The 16,361-nt window shown below is 64.1% G+C and carries 14 protein-coding genes; 8 read left to right on the plus strand and 6 right to left on the minus strand.

What is annotated here, in order from left to right; all coding sequences use genetic code 11:
• Positions 1 to 25: 25 nt before the first annotated feature.
• Positions 26 to 2,038 carry a PAS domain S-box protein gene (locus tag ACQ4W7_RS20465; RefSeq protein ID WP_426072120.1) on the minus strand — a complete coding sequence of 671 codons (2,013 nt, stop codon included), beginning with the start codon at positions 2,036 to 2,038 and terminating at the stop codon, positions 26 to 28.
• Between the two features lie 136 nt (positions 2,039 to 2,174).
• Here ACQ4W7_RS20465 and ACQ4W7_RS20470 point away from each other — a divergent pair, with 136 nt between their 5' ends.
• The 6 genes from ACQ4W7_RS20470 (at position 2,175) to ACQ4W7_RS20495 (ending at position 7,272) form a co-directional block, all read left to right on the plus strand.
• Positions 2,175 to 3,167, plus strand: coding sequence for a TRAP transporter substrate-binding protein (locus ACQ4W7_RS20470; protein WP_436532903.1), 993 nt, complete (start codon positions 2,175 to 2,177; stop codon positions 3,165 to 3,167).
• Positions 3,168 to 3,283: 116 nt separating this feature from the next.
• Positions 3,284 to 3,856 (plus strand): TRAP transporter small permease, encoded by a 573-nt coding sequence (locus ACQ4W7_RS20475; RefSeq protein ID WP_436532827.1) that lies wholly within the window; start codon positions 3,284 to 3,286, stop codon positions 3,854 to 3,856.
• Positions 3,853 to 5,133, plus strand: a complete 1,281-nt coding sequence (locus tag ACQ4W7_RS20480) for a TRAP transporter large permease (protein ID WP_436532829.1) — start codon at positions 3,853 to 3,855, stop codon at positions 5,131 to 5,133. Before ACQ4W7_RS20475 ends, ACQ4W7_RS20480 begins: the two co-directional genes overlap by 4 nt.
• A 425-nt stretch (positions 5,134 to 5,558) precedes the next feature.
• The gene (locus ACQ4W7_RS20485; RefSeq protein WP_436532831.1) at positions 5,559 to 6,071 is read left to right on the plus strand and encodes a methylated-DNA--[protein]-cysteine S-methyltransferase; all 513 of its coding nucleotides are present in this window, start codon (positions 5,559 to 5,561) and stop codon (positions 6,069 to 6,071) included.
• Entirely contained in the window at positions 6,068 to 6,985 is a 918-nt protein-coding gene (gene xerD, locus ACQ4W7_RS20490; protein ID WP_426072124.1) for a site-specific tyrosine recombinase XerD, read from the plus strand. Before ACQ4W7_RS20485 ends, xerD begins: the two co-directional genes overlap by 4 nt.
• Before the next feature lie 80 nt (positions 6,986 to 7,065).
• The gene (locus ACQ4W7_RS20495) at positions 7,066 to 7,272 is read left to right on the plus strand and encodes a hypothetical protein (RefSeq protein ID WP_426072125.1); all 207 of its coding nucleotides are present in this window, start codon (positions 7,066 to 7,068) and stop codon (positions 7,270 to 7,272) included.
• 66 nt (positions 7,273 to 7,338) lie between these two features.
• On the opposite strand, the gene ACQ4W7_RS20500 is transcribed toward ACQ4W7_RS20495, so the two are convergent.
• The 3 genes from ACQ4W7_RS20500 to ACQ4W7_RS20510 are packed head-to-tail and all read right to left on the minus strand — an operon-like array spanning position 7,339 to position 12,824.
• Positions 7,339 to 8,616 (minus strand): TolC family protein, encoded by a 1,278-nt coding sequence (locus ACQ4W7_RS20500; protein ID WP_436532834.1) that lies wholly within the window; start codon positions 8,614 to 8,616, stop codon positions 7,339 to 7,341.
• On the minus strand, positions 8,603 to 11,707 hold the full coding sequence (locus ACQ4W7_RS20505) for an efflux RND transporter permease subunit (RefSeq protein ID WP_436532836.1): 3,105 nt from the start codon (positions 11,705 to 11,707) through the stop codon (positions 8,603 to 8,605). The genes ACQ4W7_RS20500 and ACQ4W7_RS20505 overlap by 14 nt, the downstream gene beginning before the upstream one ends.
• A complete protein-coding gene (locus tag ACQ4W7_RS20510; protein WP_436532838.1) occupies positions 11,700 to 12,824 on the minus strand; it encodes an efflux RND transporter periplasmic adaptor subunit in 1,125 nt (374 codons plus the stop codon). Before ACQ4W7_RS20510 ends, ACQ4W7_RS20505 begins: the two co-directional genes overlap by 8 nt.
• A gap of 242 nt (positions 12,825 to 13,066) precedes the next feature.
• On the opposite strand from ACQ4W7_RS20510, the gene ACQ4W7_RS20515 reads away from it, so the two are divergent.
• Complete coding sequence (locus ACQ4W7_RS20515; RefSeq protein WP_436532840.1) at positions 13,067 to 13,747, plus strand: response regulator transcription factor; 681 nt, start codon at positions 13,067 to 13,069, stop codon at positions 13,745 to 13,747.
• A complete protein-coding gene (locus ACQ4W7_RS20520) occupies positions 13,740 to 15,137 on the plus strand; it encodes a HAMP domain-containing sensor histidine kinase (RefSeq protein ID WP_426072130.1) in 1,398 nt (465 codons plus the stop codon). Before ACQ4W7_RS20515 ends, ACQ4W7_RS20520 begins: the two co-directional genes overlap by 8 nt.
• Here ACQ4W7_RS20520 and ACQ4W7_RS20525 read toward each other — a convergent pair.
• Together ACQ4W7_RS20525 and ACQ4W7_RS20530 are read right to left on the minus strand one after the other, a co-directional pair.
• Positions 15,129 to 15,437, minus strand: coding sequence for a hypothetical protein (locus ACQ4W7_RS20525; RefSeq protein WP_436532843.1), 309 nt, complete (start codon positions 15,435 to 15,437; stop codon positions 15,129 to 15,131). The genes ACQ4W7_RS20520 and ACQ4W7_RS20525 overlap by 9 nt on opposite strands.
• A 2-nt stretch (positions 15,438 to 15,439) precedes the next feature.
• Positions 15,440 to 16,159: an MgtC/SapB family protein gene (locus ACQ4W7_RS20530; RefSeq protein WP_436532905.1), complete on the minus strand. Its 720-nt coding sequence runs from the start codon at positions 16,157 to 16,159 to the stop codon at positions 15,440 to 15,442.
• Positions 16,160 to 16,361 lie beyond the last annotated feature (202 nt).

A 16,361-nucleotide genomic window follows, 5' to 3' on the forward strand; every position in this document is an offset into this window, starting at 1 on the left:
TTCGTTGTTCGTTATTCGTTATTGCTTAGTGCGGCGCGCGCGGCGCAGCCGGCACGCTGAATGTAAAGATAGTACCGCCAGCGGGGTTGACGCTGAAGGTCAGCGCGCCGCCGTGAAATTCGATGGCGGTGCGGCAGATGTTCAGGCCCATGCCCATGCCTTCAGACTTGGTTGAGAAAAACGGCGAAAACAGCCGCTCCGCCACGTCTTGCGCAATGCCGTGGCCATGGTCGATCACGTCCACCGTTACCATGTCTTGCTGCGCATCGTGGCTGGCCCGCAGGCGCATGATACGCCGTCCGGGCGCCGCATCCTGCATAGCCTCGATGGCGTTGCGCGTCAGGTTGAGCAGTACTTGCTCGATCATCACGGGATCGGCGCGCAGCAGCGGCAGGTCCGGCGGCAGCTCTTCCTGGATGGTGACATAGTATTTGCGCGCCTGCAGGTCGATCAGCGCGCGGATGCCGTCGATCAGCGTGCGGATAGCGATATCCTGGCGCTGCGGTTCGCTCTTGCGCACGAAATCGTGCACGCTGCGGATGATCTGGCCGGCCCGCTGCGCCTGCGCGCCGGCCTGCTCCAGCGCCGGCTTCAGGGTGTTCGGATCGACGGGGGCGCCATGCTCGATGGCGCGGCGGATCAGGTTCAGCGCGCCCGTGGTGTAGCTGGAAATGGCCGCCAGCGGCTGGTTCAGCTCATGCGCCAGCATCGAGGCCAGCTCGCCCATGGTGGCCAGGCGCGAACTCGTTTGCAGTTTTTCCTGCTGTTGACGATTCAGTTCCTCGACCCGCTTGCGGTCCGAGATATCGAGCACGGAACCCATCCAGCCTGTCTGCCGGCCGTTCTTGTCCACCAGCGGCGCTTCGAAGATCAGCACCGCCACGCGCGTGCCGTCGGGGCGCTGGAAATAGGTTTCGAACTGCGGCGTGGGATTGCCGGCCAGGGCCTTGACGAAGCGCTGCTGGTATTCCTCCAATGCTTCCGGCACCCAGTAGGGCATGGGCGGCAAACACCCCAGGATTTGCTCGGGCGGATAGCCGACGATTTGGCAAAATGCGGGATTGACATACGTGACGCGGCCTTCCAGGTCGCGCGCGCGCATGCCCGTCACCAGCGAGTTTTCCATCGCCGTGCGAAACAGCATCTGCTGGCGCAACGCCCCTTCGGCCACCAGGCGGCGCGAAATATGCCGCCACAGGGCCAGCAAGCTCCACAGCAAACCCAGCGACAGGGCGATGACGGAGCCGACCAGCAAATTGGGCAGCAGCTTGGGTTGGCTTTTCACGCTGTCGGTAAACAAGGTGATGCTGGCACCGGGCACGTCGAGCGCGCGCTTGTGCGTGTACACGCCGTGACCGGGACCGGCGGCGGCACGCCGTGCCAGCACCTTGTCGTCGCGGTCGATCAGCGAAATCTGGTTATCCTGGGCAAACCACCACGGCACCATCTCATCGAGCAGGCTGCTGATCTGGTAGGTGGCCACCAGGCTGCCCACATGGCGCTGGCCATCGAACAGGGGCTGGTGGTAATCCATCAGCATGGCGCCCGGCGGCGCGTCGGGAAAGCCGCTTTGCTGCGAGGGCTGGGCATACTGCCCCCGGTGCAGGCGGCGCGCATTGTCGGCCGCCGTCAGCGAGGCCGGTGAAAATGACAGGGCATGCGGCAGGTTGTTGTCGCTGGTGGCAAGCACCTTGCCGCTGGTGTCGAGCCACAGCACGCGCTGTAATTCGCGGCCATTGCGCAGCATTTGCTGCAGCCGTTCGTGCACTTTTTCCGCGCTCAGCGAGGCGCTGGCGATGTCCTCACCCAGGTTGAACAGGCTTTCCTCGTTGCGCGCCAGTTGAAAGCGGATGGTTTGCTCCACCCACAGCGTGTCGGCGATCAGCTGCTCCTGGCGCTCGTTGCTCTCCATCTGGCGTGCCTGCCAGGGCAGCCAGAACAGGATGGACAGGAACAGCAGCAGCAGGATGACGGGCAGCAGCCAGCGCATCGGGCTCGATAGCTTGAAGCGGCGCGCAAGGGTGGGGGGAGTCGGCATGGCAGGCAGGGTAGCGGCTTATCGGGAACTGGCTATTGTGGTTAACCACAATAGCAGGGGCGGTTTCTTTGATACTATATTCAAATAGACAAATAATAAAGTTTTTCTAAAAACCATCCAGGAGACAATCATGCAGATGAAAACCATGCTCGTCGCGCTGTGCGCGGCCATAGGCGCCACCGCCGGCGTCCACGCATACGCCCAAGCCCCCATCGTCATCAAGTTCAGCCACGTGGTGGCGACCGACACGCCGAAAGGCCAGGCCGCCGTGCGTTTCAAGCAACTGGCCGAAAAAGCCACGAATGGCAAGGTCAGGGTAGAACTGTACCCGAACAGCCAGCTGTACAAGGACAAGGAAGAGCTCGAAGCGCTGCAGCTGGGCGCCGTGCAGATGCTGGCGCCGTCGCTGGCCAAGTTCGGCCCGCTGGGCGTGAAGGAATTCGAAGCGTTCGACCTGCCCTACATCTTCCCCACCAAGACGGCGCTGTACAACGTCACCGAAGGCGAAATCGGCAAGAGCCTGATGAAGAAGCTGGAGCCCAAGGGTATCACGGGCCTGGCCTACTGGGACAATGGCTTCAAGGTGATGTCGGCCAACAAGCCGCTGCATAATCCGGCCGACTTCAAGGGCCTGAAAATGCGCATCCAGTCGTCCAAGGTACTCGACGCGCAAATGCGCGCGCTGGGCGCCAATCCGCAGGTGCTGGCCTTCTCGGAAGTGTATCAGGCGCTGCAGACGGGCGTGGTCGACGGCACGGAAAATCCGCCGTCGAACATGTACACGCAAAAGATGCATGAAGTGCAAAAGCATATAACTGTATCGAACCATGGCTACCTGGGCTATGCCGTCATCGTCAACAAGAAGTTCTGGGATGGCTTGCCGCCCGACATCCGCACGCAGCTGGAAAAAGCCATGCGCGAAGCGACCACATTTGAAAAAGCCATCGCCCAGCGCGACAACGACCAGGCCCTCGAGGCCATCAAGAAAGCCGGCAAGACGCAGATCTATACCTTGACGGTGCAGGAGCAGGCCGAGTGGCGCAAGGCGCTGGCGCCCGTGCAGAAGGCCATGGAAGCGCGCATCGGCAAGGACTTGATCTCGTCCATCAACAAGGAAAGCGCGAAGTAATAGCGCTGGCCGCGCCACCCGGCGCGGCTGTCAGGGACATCCCTGTCTTTCTGTAGCAACGGCACCTGCGCGTCCTGCGCGGGAGTGCGTGTACCCGCATTCTTTGAAAGTCCACCATGAAATTTCTGGATCACCTGGAAGAGTGGTTGATTGCGACCCTGATGGGCGCAGCCACCTTCATCATTTTCGTCGCGGTCGTGCACCGCTACCTGGCCGGCTTGCCGATACCGGTGGTGCAAGATTTCCTGATTCAAATCAATACCAGCTGGGCGCAGGAACTGTGCATCTACATGTTCGTTTGGATGGCCAAGTTCGGCGCCGCGTATGGCGTGCGCACGGGCATCCACGTGGGCGTCGATGTGCTGATCAACCGCATGAACCCGCGCTGGCGTGACCGCTTCATCGTCTTCGGCCTGGCTGCCGGCGCCCTGTTTACGGGCGTTGTGGGGACTTTGGGCGCCAGCTTCGTGTGGTCGATCGGCCACACGGACCAGACCTCGGCCGACATGGAAGTACCAATGTGGCTGGTCTACCTGGCCGTGCCGCTGGGTTCCTACCTGATGTGCTTCCGCTTCCTGCAAGTCATGCTGCATTTCATCAAGACGGGCGCCTTGCCGAAACACGACCATTCGCATGTCGCGGGGCTGGAAGATGAATTGACGGCGGAAGAAAAAGGAGCCAAGGCATGAATGCGCTGATTATTTTTGTGCTGCTGCTGGTACTGATGCTGACCGGCATGCCGATCTCTATTTCGCTGGGGCTGACGGTACTGACTTTCCTGTTTACCATGACCAGCGTGCCCATCGAATCGGTGGCCCTGAAGATTTTCACGGGCATCGAGAAGTTCGAGATCATGGCCATTCCGTTCTTCATTTTGGCGGGCAACTTCCTCACACATGGCGGGGTGGCGCGGCGCATGATCAATTTCGCCAGTTCCATGGTGGGCCACTGGCATGGCGGCCTGGCGCTGGCCGGCGTGATGGCGTGCGCGCTGTTTGCCGCCGTCTCTGGCTCCAGCCCTGCCACCGTGGTGGCGATCGGTTCCATCATCCTGCCGGCCATGGTCAAGCAAGGCTATCCACGCGGCTTCGGCGCCGGCGTCATCACCACCTCGGGCGCGCTGGGCATCTTGATACCGCCCTCGATCGTGATGGTGATGTATTCCGTCAGCACGAACACCTCCGTGGGCAAGCTGTTCATGGCGGGTGTGATTCCCGGCATGATGCTGGCCATGCTGCTGGGCCTGACTACGTGGTTTTTGGCGCGCAAGCACAACTATCCGCGCATGAAGAAGGCCAGCTGGGGCGAACGCTTCGTGACCTTCAAGAAGAGCGCTTGGGGCTTGCTCCTGATCGTCATCGTCATGGGCGGCATCTATTCGGGCGTGTTTACGCCCACGGAAGCGGCCGCCATGGCTGCCGTGTATGCCTTCATCATTGCCGTCTTCGTCTACAAGGACTTGAAGATCAAGCAAGTGGGCAAGGTCTTGCTCGATTCGGCCGCCATGTCGGCGATGCTGTTGTACATCATCACCAATGCCGTGCTGTTCTCGTTCCTGATGACCAGCGAAAACATCCCGCAAGCGATGGCCGAGTGGATCACGGGCAAGGGCCTGGGCGTGATCAGCTTCCTGCTGGTGGTCAACGTGCTGTTGTTGTTGGCTGGTAACGTCATGGAACCGTCGTCCATCGTGCTGATCATGGCACCGATTCTGTTCCCCGTCGCCATGAAGCTGGGCATCGATCCTGTGCACTTCGGTATCTTGATCGTGGTCAATATGGAGGTGGGCATGTGCCATCCGCCCGTGGGCCTGAACCTGTACGTGGCTTCCGGCATCACCAAGATGGGCATTTCCGAATTGACCGTGGCCGTGATGCCGTGGCTGCTGACGATGCTGGGCTTCCTGGTGCTGATTACCTACGTACCACAAATCTCGCTGTGGCTGCCAAATTTAATTTACAACTAAAACAGTTGTCCCCGTCATGGTGCAAAAAAAGTCGATTCTGCCGAATAAATGCGCTATGATGGGCAGCCTTAAGGGGAAACACGTATATGCATATACGCTCCGGTAGCAAGGCTGAAATACAGAATTGGCAGCAAAGTTGGTGGGGGAGTGGTCTATAAAAACGGTATTGATACCGGGGATATATTGAGGAGACACACGTTTCACAGAAGTTGTTGAGTCATAGCTGTCTGCGGCCACAAGCCGGCACCGGCGGACCCAAACGACCGGGAACGTGAAGCAATATTTGAAGCGCACCGACTGGTGCGCTTTTTTTTCGTGCGCGGGAAACGTCCGCCGAGACGCCCAAAGTCGGTGCATAATTCCCGTGGCGCTGTTTCCGGCGCCGGCAGGTTGTATATATGCCACACTTGAATAATGATCAGCAGATGAAAAAACAACAGGGCAGTGAGCTGTTCAGCGCCATCGTGGCCGCGCCATTCGGCGCCATGGGCGTGCGTGCGCAGGACGGCCAGTTGCGTGAACTGGTCTACCTGCCGCCGCACTTCGACGAGAAGGAGCCGCAGGATGCCGTCTCCGAGCGGGCGTGCGTGCAGCTGGCGCGCTATTTCCTCGACCCCGATGAGGTCTTTGACCTGCCGCTGGCCGAGCTGGGCAGCGCCTTCCAGCAACGCGTATGGGCGGCGATCGCCGGTATCCCGCGCGGCCAGGTGCGCACGTATGGCGACGTGGCGCGCCTGATCGGCTCGGCACCGCGCGCCGTCGGCCAGGCCTGCGGCGCCAACTGGTATCCCGTGCTCATTCCGTGTCACCGCGTCACGGCCGCTGGCGGCCTGGGCGGTTTTGCCCACCACGACGATGCCAGCGGTTTTCACCTGGGCGTGAAGCGTTGGCTGCTGGCGCATGAAGGCGTGACGGGCATAGCGTGGTCAACACGATGATGAACAGCTTGCTGGCGCCCGACAACACTACCCTGATCGATGAATTCTGCGACAGCCTGTGGCTGGAAGACGGCCTGTCGAAAAACTCGCTGGACGCCTACCGGCGCGATATGCGTCTGTTCGCGCGCTGGCTGGAGGTGGCGCGGCCCGGGCGCGAGGGGCTGTACGAGGTCTCCACGGCCGATGTCGAAGCGTATTTCGCCGCCCGCCATGACGAGAGCAAGGCGACGTCGTCAAACCGGCGCTTGTCCGTGCTCAAGCGCTTTTACCAGCTGGCCTTGCGGCAAAAACATATCTCGTTTGATCCCTGCCTGAAGATGGTTTCGGCCAAGCAGCCGGCGCGCTTCGTGCATACCCTGAGCGAAGCGCAGGTGGAAGCGCTGCTGGCGGCGCCCGACGTGAGCACGCCGCTGGGCCTGCGCGAGCGCACCATGCTCGAACTCATGTACGCGAGCGGCTTGCGCGTGTCGGAACTGGTGGACTTGACATCCGTGGAGTTGAGCCTCAACGATGGCGTGCTGCGCATCACGGGCAAGGGCAGCAAGACGCGGTTGGTGCCGTTCGGTGAGCAGGCGCGGCTGTGGATCGAGCGCTACCTGAAGGAGGCGCGCGGCGTCATCCTCGACGGTCAGATGGACGATGCGCTGTTCGTCACGCGGCGCGGCGGCGCCATGACGCGGCAAATGTTCTGGGTCATCATCAAGAAACACGCGCTGAGCGCCGGCATTACGGCGCCGCTGTCGCCGCATACCCTGCGCCACGCATTCGCCACCCATTTGCTGAACCATGGCGCGGACTTGCGTGTTGTGCAATTGTTACTGGGGCACTCCGATATTTCCACCACGCAGATTTACACGCATGTGGCCCGTGAACGGCTGAAACTGCTGCATGCGCAGCATCATCCGCGAGGCTAAACATTTGGTGTTTGGTTCAATTACGTCATAATGTGCCTTATGTGCTTATCTGTAACATCTAAAAACTAAAGAGGTAGTAAATGGCCAAGACAAATTTCCAATACGAAAAACGGCAAAAAGAGCTGGAAAAGAAGAAGAAAGCCGAGGAAAAAGCCAGGCGCAAGCTGGAAGCGAAGAACAATCCCAAGCCGGCCGATGGCAGCGAGGGCGATGAGCCGGAAGCGGACGACGCCGATGACGCCGCCGATGCGGCCGCCGAAGGCGACGCGCCCGCCCAGCCGCAGTAATTCCCTGTTCCTGATGACCGGTGCGGCATAGCCGCGCCGGCCCCGCCTCGTACTTTCTTTCCCTTGCTATAACGTCGGCCGCTGGCCGATGGCCAGTTGTAGCTGCGTGCTGGCGATGGCCGCATCGGCGCGCGCCTGCACATAGCCTTGGTACGCTTCATCGGCCGAACGCTGCGCCGCCAGCCATTCCAGCAGCGAGGCATTGCCTTTGATGTAAGACAAACGCATGCCATCGACCACCTTTTGCGCATCGACCAGCACGCCGTCGCGGTAGCGCGCCAGCCGTTCCTGCGCCGCACGCAGCTGCCGCTGCGCCGTGCGCACTTGTGTCTCCGCCTGCAGTTCCGCCTGACGCAAGGCCAGCATCGCCTGCGTCACGCCCGCTTCGGCCTGCACGATGTCGCCCTTGTCGCGCCGCGACAGGGGGATGGGAATGGCCAGCGAGAGGGACAGGGCGCGCGAACGGGGTGAGCCATCGACGGGATTGCCGCTGCCATCGATCCCGTCATGGTAACCGCGCGCGGCGGCCAGACCCAGCGTGACGGTGGGATCGACGGTGCGGTTGGCGCGCACGAGCGCCGCGCCGTCGCGCAGATTGTCCAAGGTGGCGCGGGCGATGCGCACGTCGCTGCGGGCGTTGAGCGCTTGCGCCACCAGCCCGCTGGCCTCCCTGTCTGCCTGCGCGGCGAAGTCACATGCCAGCTGCGCGTCTGGAAACAGCGCCTCGAACTGGCGCCCCAGCGGCGGCGACAGGTTCAGCATGGCGCTATCGGCCTCGCTGCGCGCCTGCGCCAGGTCGGCCTGGAACTGGTCGCGTTCCACGCGCGACTGCAGCAGCTCGATGCCGCCCACGTCGCCCGCTTTGCGCCGCACGACGTTCGCTTCCACCACCGTCGACAGGGCCGCCATGGTCTGCTGCTTGCGCGCGACGACTTCGCGCGTGCGGCACGCTTCCGTGAACGCGGCGGCGGCCGTGCCATACAGTTCGCTCCTGAAGCCGGCCACCTTTTCCTCGGCCAGCGCGACATTGCTGTGCGCTGCTTTGATGCGCGCGGCGCGCTTGCCGCTCGTCTCGATGGCCATGCTGATGGCCGGGTTCCACGTGACGGGGCGGTGTCCTCCTGTGGCTACCGTTTCGCGCGTGGCACCCAGCGTGAATTCGGGATCGGGACGCAGGCCGGCGATGCCGATGCCGGCCTTGGCCGACGTGATGCCTTCCTGCTGCGCCTGCAGTTCCAGGCTGTGGCTTTCCACGGCGGACAGGTAGGTGTCGAAGCTCAACGGGGCGGCGCTGACGCAGGGGGCGATCAGCCAGGCCGCCAGCAGCAGATTAAAACGTGTCATGGTTCACTCCTTCGGTATCGGTCTGGCGTTTGTGTAGGTGCGCCTCGATCAGGTAATACAAGGCCGGCAACAGCAGCAGGGTCAGTGCCGTCGCCGTGACCAGCCCGCCCACCACGACGGTGGCGAGCGGGCGCTGCACGTCGCTGCCCAGGCCCGTCGCCAGCATGGCTGGCGTCAGGCCCAGGGCAGCCACGGTAGCCGTCATCAGCACGGGGCGCATGCGGTCGCGCGCGCCTTCCAGCACGGCCTCGCGCAAGCTCCTGCCTTCGTCGGCGCGCAGGCGGTTGATCTGCGCCAGCATCAGCACGGCATTCAATACCGCCACACCGAACAGGGCGATGAAGCCCACCGCGCTCGAGACATTCAAGGTCATGCCGCGCAGGTGCAGCGCGGCCAGGCCACCGAGCATGGCCAGCGGCACGGCCAGCAAGACCAGCGCGGGCTGGCGCAGGTTGCGGAACTGCCCAAACAGCAGCAAAAACATGGCGCCCAGGGTCATTGGCAGGATCAGGGCCAATCGGCTTTGCGCGCGCTGCAGGTTTTCGAACTGGCCGCCCCATTCGACGCTGATGCGCTGGTGTTCATTGGCCACGGCTTGCGCCACCAGCGGGCGCGCTTCGGCCAGGAAGCCGGCCAGGTCGCGCCCACGGGCATTCAGGCGCACGATGATGTGGCGCCGTCCCATTTCGCGCACGATCACGCTTTCGCCCGAGGTGGTGCTGATGCTTGCCACTTGCGCCAGCGGGATCCTCGCGCCGTTGGCGGCATTGAGCATCAGTTTGGCGATGGCATCCGGGTCGGAGCGCGCGGCGGGCGGGAAGCGCACGGCGATGTCGTAGCTTTTCTCGCCCACGTACACCTGGCCGATGGGCGCGCCGCCGATGCCGGTGGCAATCAGGTCCGCCACGTCGGCCGCGTTGATGCCGTAGCGGGCCGCCTTTGCCCTGTCCAGTTCCACCTTCAGGTTGGGTAGCGGCGGCTCCACGTCCACCGCCACGTCGGAGGCGCCATGAACAGTCTTCAGGGCATTTGCCACCTTGCCGGCGATGGCGCGCACTTCATCGAGGTCGTTGCCGAAGATTTTCACCGTCAGGTCGCTGTGCGCGCCCGACAATTTATCCTGCACGCCATCGATCATCGGCTGCATGAAGGCCACCGTATAGCCGGGCATGCGGGCGAAGCGTTCGTTCATTTTCGCGATCAGCTGCTGCTTGCTCAGGCCCGACTTCCAGCTCTTGTAGGGGTGCAGGCCCACGCTGGCCTCGATATGTGATGGTGTCCAGTAATCGGTGCCATCGTCGTTGCGCCCCGTCTGCGTGACAATGGTCGACACTTCCGGAAATTCCAGCGCCGCGCGGCGCAGTTCACTGGCCATCTCGGAGGCCTTGTCCAGGGTGATCCCGGGCGGCATCTGCACCTGCAGCCACAGGGAACCTTCATCGAGATAGGGCAGGAAGTCGCGTCCGATGCTGCCGCCCAGCAGGGCCAGGCCCGCCAGCGAGGCGGCGCAGACGGCGGCCACCCAGCGCTTGCGGCCCACCATGCGCTCGAGGAAGCGCCCGTACGCGGCCGCCAGCTTTTCCAGCGCGCGGTTATGGAAGGTGCGACGCGGCTTGCGCAAGGCCAGCCAGGCCAGGCCCGGTATCAGCACCAGCGCCACCACCAGCGCGCCCACCAGCGCCGCGCCTACCGCATACGCCATCGGAGAAAACAGCTTGTACTCGATGCGCTGGAAGGCGAACAGGGGCAGGTAGGCGGCGATGATGACGGCCATGCCGAACATGATGGGGCGTGCCACCTGCAAGGTCGCCTCGATGGCGTCCTGCAAGGTGAGGGGCCGTTCCTGCTCGCGTTCGCGGCGGCGCAGCATGTTTTCCAGCACCACCACGGAACCGTCGACGAGGATGCCGAAGTCGATCGCCCCCAGCGACAGCAAATTGGCGGGAATTTTAAAATGGTGCATGAAGATGAAGGCGATCAGCAGGGCCAGCGGGATCGTCAGCGCAACGATGGCGGCCGCGCGCGGGCTGCCCAAAAACAGCAGCAGCACCAGGGCGACCAGCAGCATGCCTTCGCCCAAGGTATAACTGACCGTGTGCAGGGTGGCGTCGATCAGCGAGCTGCGATCCAGGTAGGGCACCACCTTGACGTCCTTCGGCAGCAGGTTGCCGTTCAAATCGTCCACTGCCGTATGGATGCCGGCCAGCGCTTCGGACGGATTGAAATCCTTCAGCAGCAGGGTGATGCCTTCGATGGTGTCGGGGTTGTCATCCTTGCCCAGGATGCCGCGCCGCTCCACATTGCCGTAGGCGAGCTTGCCCAAGTCCTTCACCAGCACGGGCACGCCGTTCTTGCTGCTGACGACAACGTTGCCCATGTCGCCCAGCGAGTGCAGCAAGCCCACGCCGCGCACCACGTACGATAGCTGGCCACGGTCGATGACGCTGCCGCCGCCGCTGATGTTGTTGGCGTTGATGGCGTCCTTGACCTGCGCCAGCGAGAAACCGTAACTGTCGAGTTTTGCAGGATCGAGCTCCAGCATGAACTGCGTCGTCAGGCCGCCGAAATTGCTGACGTCCGCCACGCCGCGCACTTGCTGCAGGCGCGGAATCACGGTCCAGAACTGCAGTTCGGACAGTTCGCGCAGGGACCGTGTTTTCGATTCCAGCGTGTAGCGGTAGATTTCGCCCGTCGGCGAGGTATAGGGATCGAGCCCCGGCTTGGCCTCGTAGGGCAGGTTGACGCTGGCCAGGCGCTCCTGCAGCCGTTCGCGCGTGAAGTAGCCGTCGCTGCCATCCTCGAACACGACCGTGATCAGCGACAGCGCGAACAGGCTGCGCGTGCGCAGCACATGCATGCCCGGTGTCCCCAGCAGGGCGCGCTCCAGCGGTATGGTGATCTGCTGCTCGATTTCCTCGGCGCCCAGGCCCGGCACCTGCGTGACGATTTGCGAGGTGACGTCGGCGATGTCGGGATACGCTTCGATGGGCAGCTGCTTCCAGCAATAGACGCCGTAGGCGGCAACGAATAGCAGTACCAGCCAGACGATGCCGCGCCGCTGGCAGCAGGTGGCGATGCAACGGTCAATCATTGAGCAGCACTCCTTCCTTGACGACGATGCGCTCGCCCGCCTTCAGACCTGCGAGGATTTCCACTTGCCCGCCATGGCTGGCACCCACTTCCACCGTGCGCGGCGCGAAGCGCAGCGGGCCGCGTTCGACCATCACGCGCGTCGACGGCCCGCTTTGCAGCACGGCGGACGCGGGCACCAGGATGGCGCGGCGGCTGGCGCCTGAAAAACCCGCGTGCGCGAACATGCCCGGTTTGAAGGTGCCGGCGCGGTTGTCGATGGCCACGCGTACCTGCACCGTGCGCGTTTCGGGATCGAGCACCGCACCCACGTAGGCGACCTTGCCTTCGAAGCTTTTTCCGGGCCAGGCATCGACGCTGATGCGGGCCGTCTGGCCCACGGCCACCTGCGTCAAGTCTCTTTCAGCCACGTTGGCCGATAGCCACACGGTGGACAGATCGGCCACCGTCATGACGGGTGCGTTGATATCGTTCCAGTAGCCGCCCTGGGCAGCGTCCATGGCGATCACGGTGCCGCTAATGGGCGAGCGCAAGACGTAGTCGCGGCGCGAACCGCGTGCGCTGGCGCCGTACTGGGCCAGCTTGTCGGCGCTGGCCTGCGCGTCGCTGCCGGCCTGGTTGTAGGTCGCCTGGGCCGATTCGTACTCCCTGCGCGCGGCGATCTCCGCATCGAACAGGGTTTTCTGGCGATCGAGTTCCTGACGCGCCTGCAGCAGGGCGGAACGGGCCTTGCTGTCGTCCGCGTAGGCGGCGCTCAGTTCGGCCGAGTCCAGGGTAAACAGCGGGTCGCCCGCCTTCACGCTGTCGCCCAGCGAACGCTGCAAGCGGGTGATGCGCCCGGCCAGCGGCGGGGTGATTTTCACCAGTTTTTCCGGCATGGCTACAATGCTGCCCGGCGCATCCGTCTGCGTGGCGATATCCTGCTCCAGCACGGCGGCGATTTGCAGGCGCTGGCGCAGGGGGGACATCTTGTCGACGGCGATGCTGCCGTCGTCCAGATGCGTCGACTGGGCAACGGGCGTGGCCGCTGCCGTCGGTTTGGCGCAACCGGCGAGGGCCGAGCAGGCGAGAGCGAGGGCGCAACTGGCGCCCAGGGCGTTGCGGGTGGTCGTGTTCATCCCGTGTTTCCTTGTTATTGATGGTGATGGTGATGGGGTATGCGTGGATGCCGTGCCCAGGCGGGCAGTCGGAGGGAGCGCAGGTGGCGCGGGCAGCGTCACTACAGCGCCGGGAAAGCATAGCAATGCCGTCCTGAAGAAGCGCCCAAGAATGCCTGAATCATTCTTCAGGTGCGGTGCGCGCACGGTGCGGCGCGGTAAAATGCCAGCATGGAAAACAGGGCGCGACGCGAAAGGCAGGCATGAGAATTCTCCTGGTGGAAGACGACCGCAAGGCGGCGCGCCTGCTGGCCCGTGGCTTGCAGGAAGAAGGTTTTGTCGTCGACGTGGCGCACAGCGCCGAGGAAGGCGAGGACGAAAGCTACGCCGTCGACTACGACGTGATCGTGCTGGACTGGATGTTGCCGGGCAAGCAGGGCATCGATTTTTGCCGCGACTTGCGCGCACGCGCCATCCAGACGCCCGTGCTGATGCTCACGGCGCGCGACGCCACGGCCGACCGGGTGGCGGGCCTGAACACGGGCGCCGACGATTACCTTACAAAACCGTTCGAATTCGAGGAGCTGCTGGCGCGCATCCGCGCCTTGCTGCGCCGCTCCGACATCAGCCGTCCGTTGGTGCTGGCGCTGGCTGATTTGACGCTTGATCCCGTCAGCCATCAGGCGATGCGGGCCGGTACGCCGCTGGTGCTCACGCCGAAGGAATATGCAATTCTGTTGATCCTGCTGCGCCAGGCGGGCGAAGTGGTCAGCCGCGCGCGCCTGGCCGAGCAGATATGGCAGGCGGACTTGATCGGCATCGATAACCTGATCGACGTCCACGTGCGCAACTTGCGGGGAAAAGTGGATGCGCCGGGCTTGCCGCCATTGATTCACACGGTGCGCGGACGCGGTTTCCGCCTGGCGGAAAACAACGGTGGCTAGCTTTCGCAAGCGCCTGTTGCTGGTGCACCTGGCCGTTATCCTTGCCATCGTCGCCTGCACGGCGCTGGCCGGCTACTGGGGCCTGTCGCGCGCCGTGCATGGCCAGCTCGATGCGGCCCTGCTGGCGCTGGCCGAGACGGAAATGGCGATGCTGCCGGCCGCGCCGCGCCAGCCCGTGCAGGTGCACGAGGTGGCGCCAGGTCTGGCGCCGCCGTCATTGACGCGCCTCGACCGCCTGGTGCAGATCATCGATGGCGAAGGCCGCGTGCTGGCGCGCAGCCGCAACCTGGAGGCGGCGCAGCTGCCGGCGCCTGCCGCCCTGCTGGCGCGCCTGGCGGCCGGCGACACCGTCTTCGAGACCCTGCCCAAATTTGGCGAAGAGCCGCTGCGCATGGTCTCGATTCCCGTGCCCTCATCCGGCGCAGGCCTGGCGGTGCAGGTGGCCGGTTCGCTCGACGACACCAATCACGTGCTGGCCGCGGCCACCGTGCTGTTTGGCGCCATGGCGCTGGCCTTGCTGGCGGCCGTGGGCCTGGCCGGCGAAATGCTCACGCGCCGCGTGCTGGGCGCCATCGACGACGTGGTGCGCCAGGCGCATTCGATCGGCGAAGCCAGCCTGCACCAGCGCCTGCCGCATCCCGGCACGCAGGACGAAATCGGCCGCCTGGTCGATACCCTGAACGCCATGCTGGACCGCCTGGAGCATGGCTACGATGCGCAGCGCCGCTTCACGGCCGACGCCTCGCACGAATTGCGCTCGCCCCTGTCGCGCCTGCGCACGGAAATCGAAATCACCCTGCGCCGCCCGCGCGAGTCGCCCGAGTATGTCGACGCGCTGGCGTCCTGCCTCGATGAAGTGCAGCGCCTGACGACCCTGGTGGAAGAATTGCTGATGCTCACACGCCTCGATGCTGGCCAGGAGCGCAATGCCGTGGAAACGGTCGCGCTCAATCCGCTCGTGCGCGCGGCGGCGCAGCGCCTGGAAAAGCCGGCAGCGCAGCGCGGCATTCGCATCGTCTTCGATGCCGGCGTGGCCGTGCACGCGCGGGTGGCGGCCGGTCCCGTGGACCTGGTGCTGGCCAATCTGCTGGATAACGCCGTGAAGTTTTCGCCGCCTGACAGCGTCATCATCGTCCATGTATCGCGCGATGGCGAGCATGCACTGGTGGGCGTGGCCGATGCAGGACCGGGCATCGGCGTGGAAGACTTGCCGCATCTGTTTGAACGTTTTTACCGGGGCGCCCAGGCGCGCGCGGGCGAGGCGCCCGGCTTCGGCCTGGGCCTGGCCCTGTCGCAAGCCATCGTGCATGCGTATGGCGGCAGTATCGCGGCGCAGAACCGCCCGGAAGGCGGCGCGCTGTTCCTCCTGCGCCTGCCGGCGTCAGATTGAGGCCGCCACGCCTTCCCAGCGCACTTGCCGCACTTGCGGCCAGGCGCCCGCGCGGTTGACGAAGCGCACCAGCACGGCGCGCTGCACGGCCTGGCACAGCACCGTGGCGATCAGCTGCACCACTTGCCGCGCCTCGTCCCAGCTGCGCAGCATCTGTGACGGTGTCAGGCCCGCGCCTTTCAATTCGGCCAGCAGCAGGCGCACCACGTGGTCGGCCTGCGCCGCAGGGCAGGTGACGGTCAGGCGGTAGGTGGCCACGACAGGACCGCGCCTGGCAAACCAATGGAGGAATTTTTTCATCATCACACTCCCCGTTCGGCGACAAATTCCGCGTTATTCACCAGCGCCCAGCGCACGGCCGAGACGCTGCCTTCCAGGCTGACCTGGCTGACGATCTGCTCCAGCAATCCCAGGCTGGACAAGGGCGTGAGCAGGTCGGCGCGCACTTCGATGCGCCCGGCCTGCGACGCGTCTTCGCTGTGCAAGGATTGCAGCATCAGCGCCGGCATGCCGCTGATCATGCGCAGCATCAGCTTGCGCACCTGCACTTCCTGATCCGCCTCGCAGACGGCCGTGACGCGGTAGATGCTTTCCGTCTCGATGCCCGCGTCGCTGCCGTGGGCGTTGATGCGCTGCGCCAGGTGGCGCAGCACCAGGTTGGCGACCAGCACGAATCCCGTGCCGATGGCCGCTTCCAGCGCAAAACCGAGGCCGCACAGCACGCCGATGGCGGCCGAGCACCACAGGGTGGCGGCCGTGTTCAGGCCGCGCACCGTCATCCCTTCACGCATGATGACGCCGGCGCCAAGAAAACCGATGCCCGACACCACCTGCGCGGCGATGCGCAGATGGCCGTCGGGATCACCTTCGAGCACCGAGACCATCACGAACAGCGAGGCGCCGACGGACACCAGCGCGTTCGTGCGCAAGCCTGCCATGCGCTGGCGCAGCTGGCGTTCGGCGCCGATCATGGCGCCCAGGGTCAATGCTGCGGCAACGCGCAGCGCAAAGTCAAATACCACCATCAGTTTCTCCCGGCTGGGGAGGAACAGGCGAGTGCAAGGGCGAAGACAATTCGCCCCGAAAGGGGGCAGCAGACGATAACGGTGGAACGATGAGGAGGGAAGTGGCGGCGAATGTGCATCGCCGCTGGTAAAACCGCACCTTGCCATGGGCAAGGCGGGCGGAATGCGCGCGTCTTGCCTAAGGCCGATCGCCGATGGT

The organism is Janthinobacterium algoris (assembly GCF_051380935.1).
GTDB lineage: Bacteria > Pseudomonadota > Gammaproteobacteria > Burkholderiales > Burkholderiaceae_D > Janthinobacterium.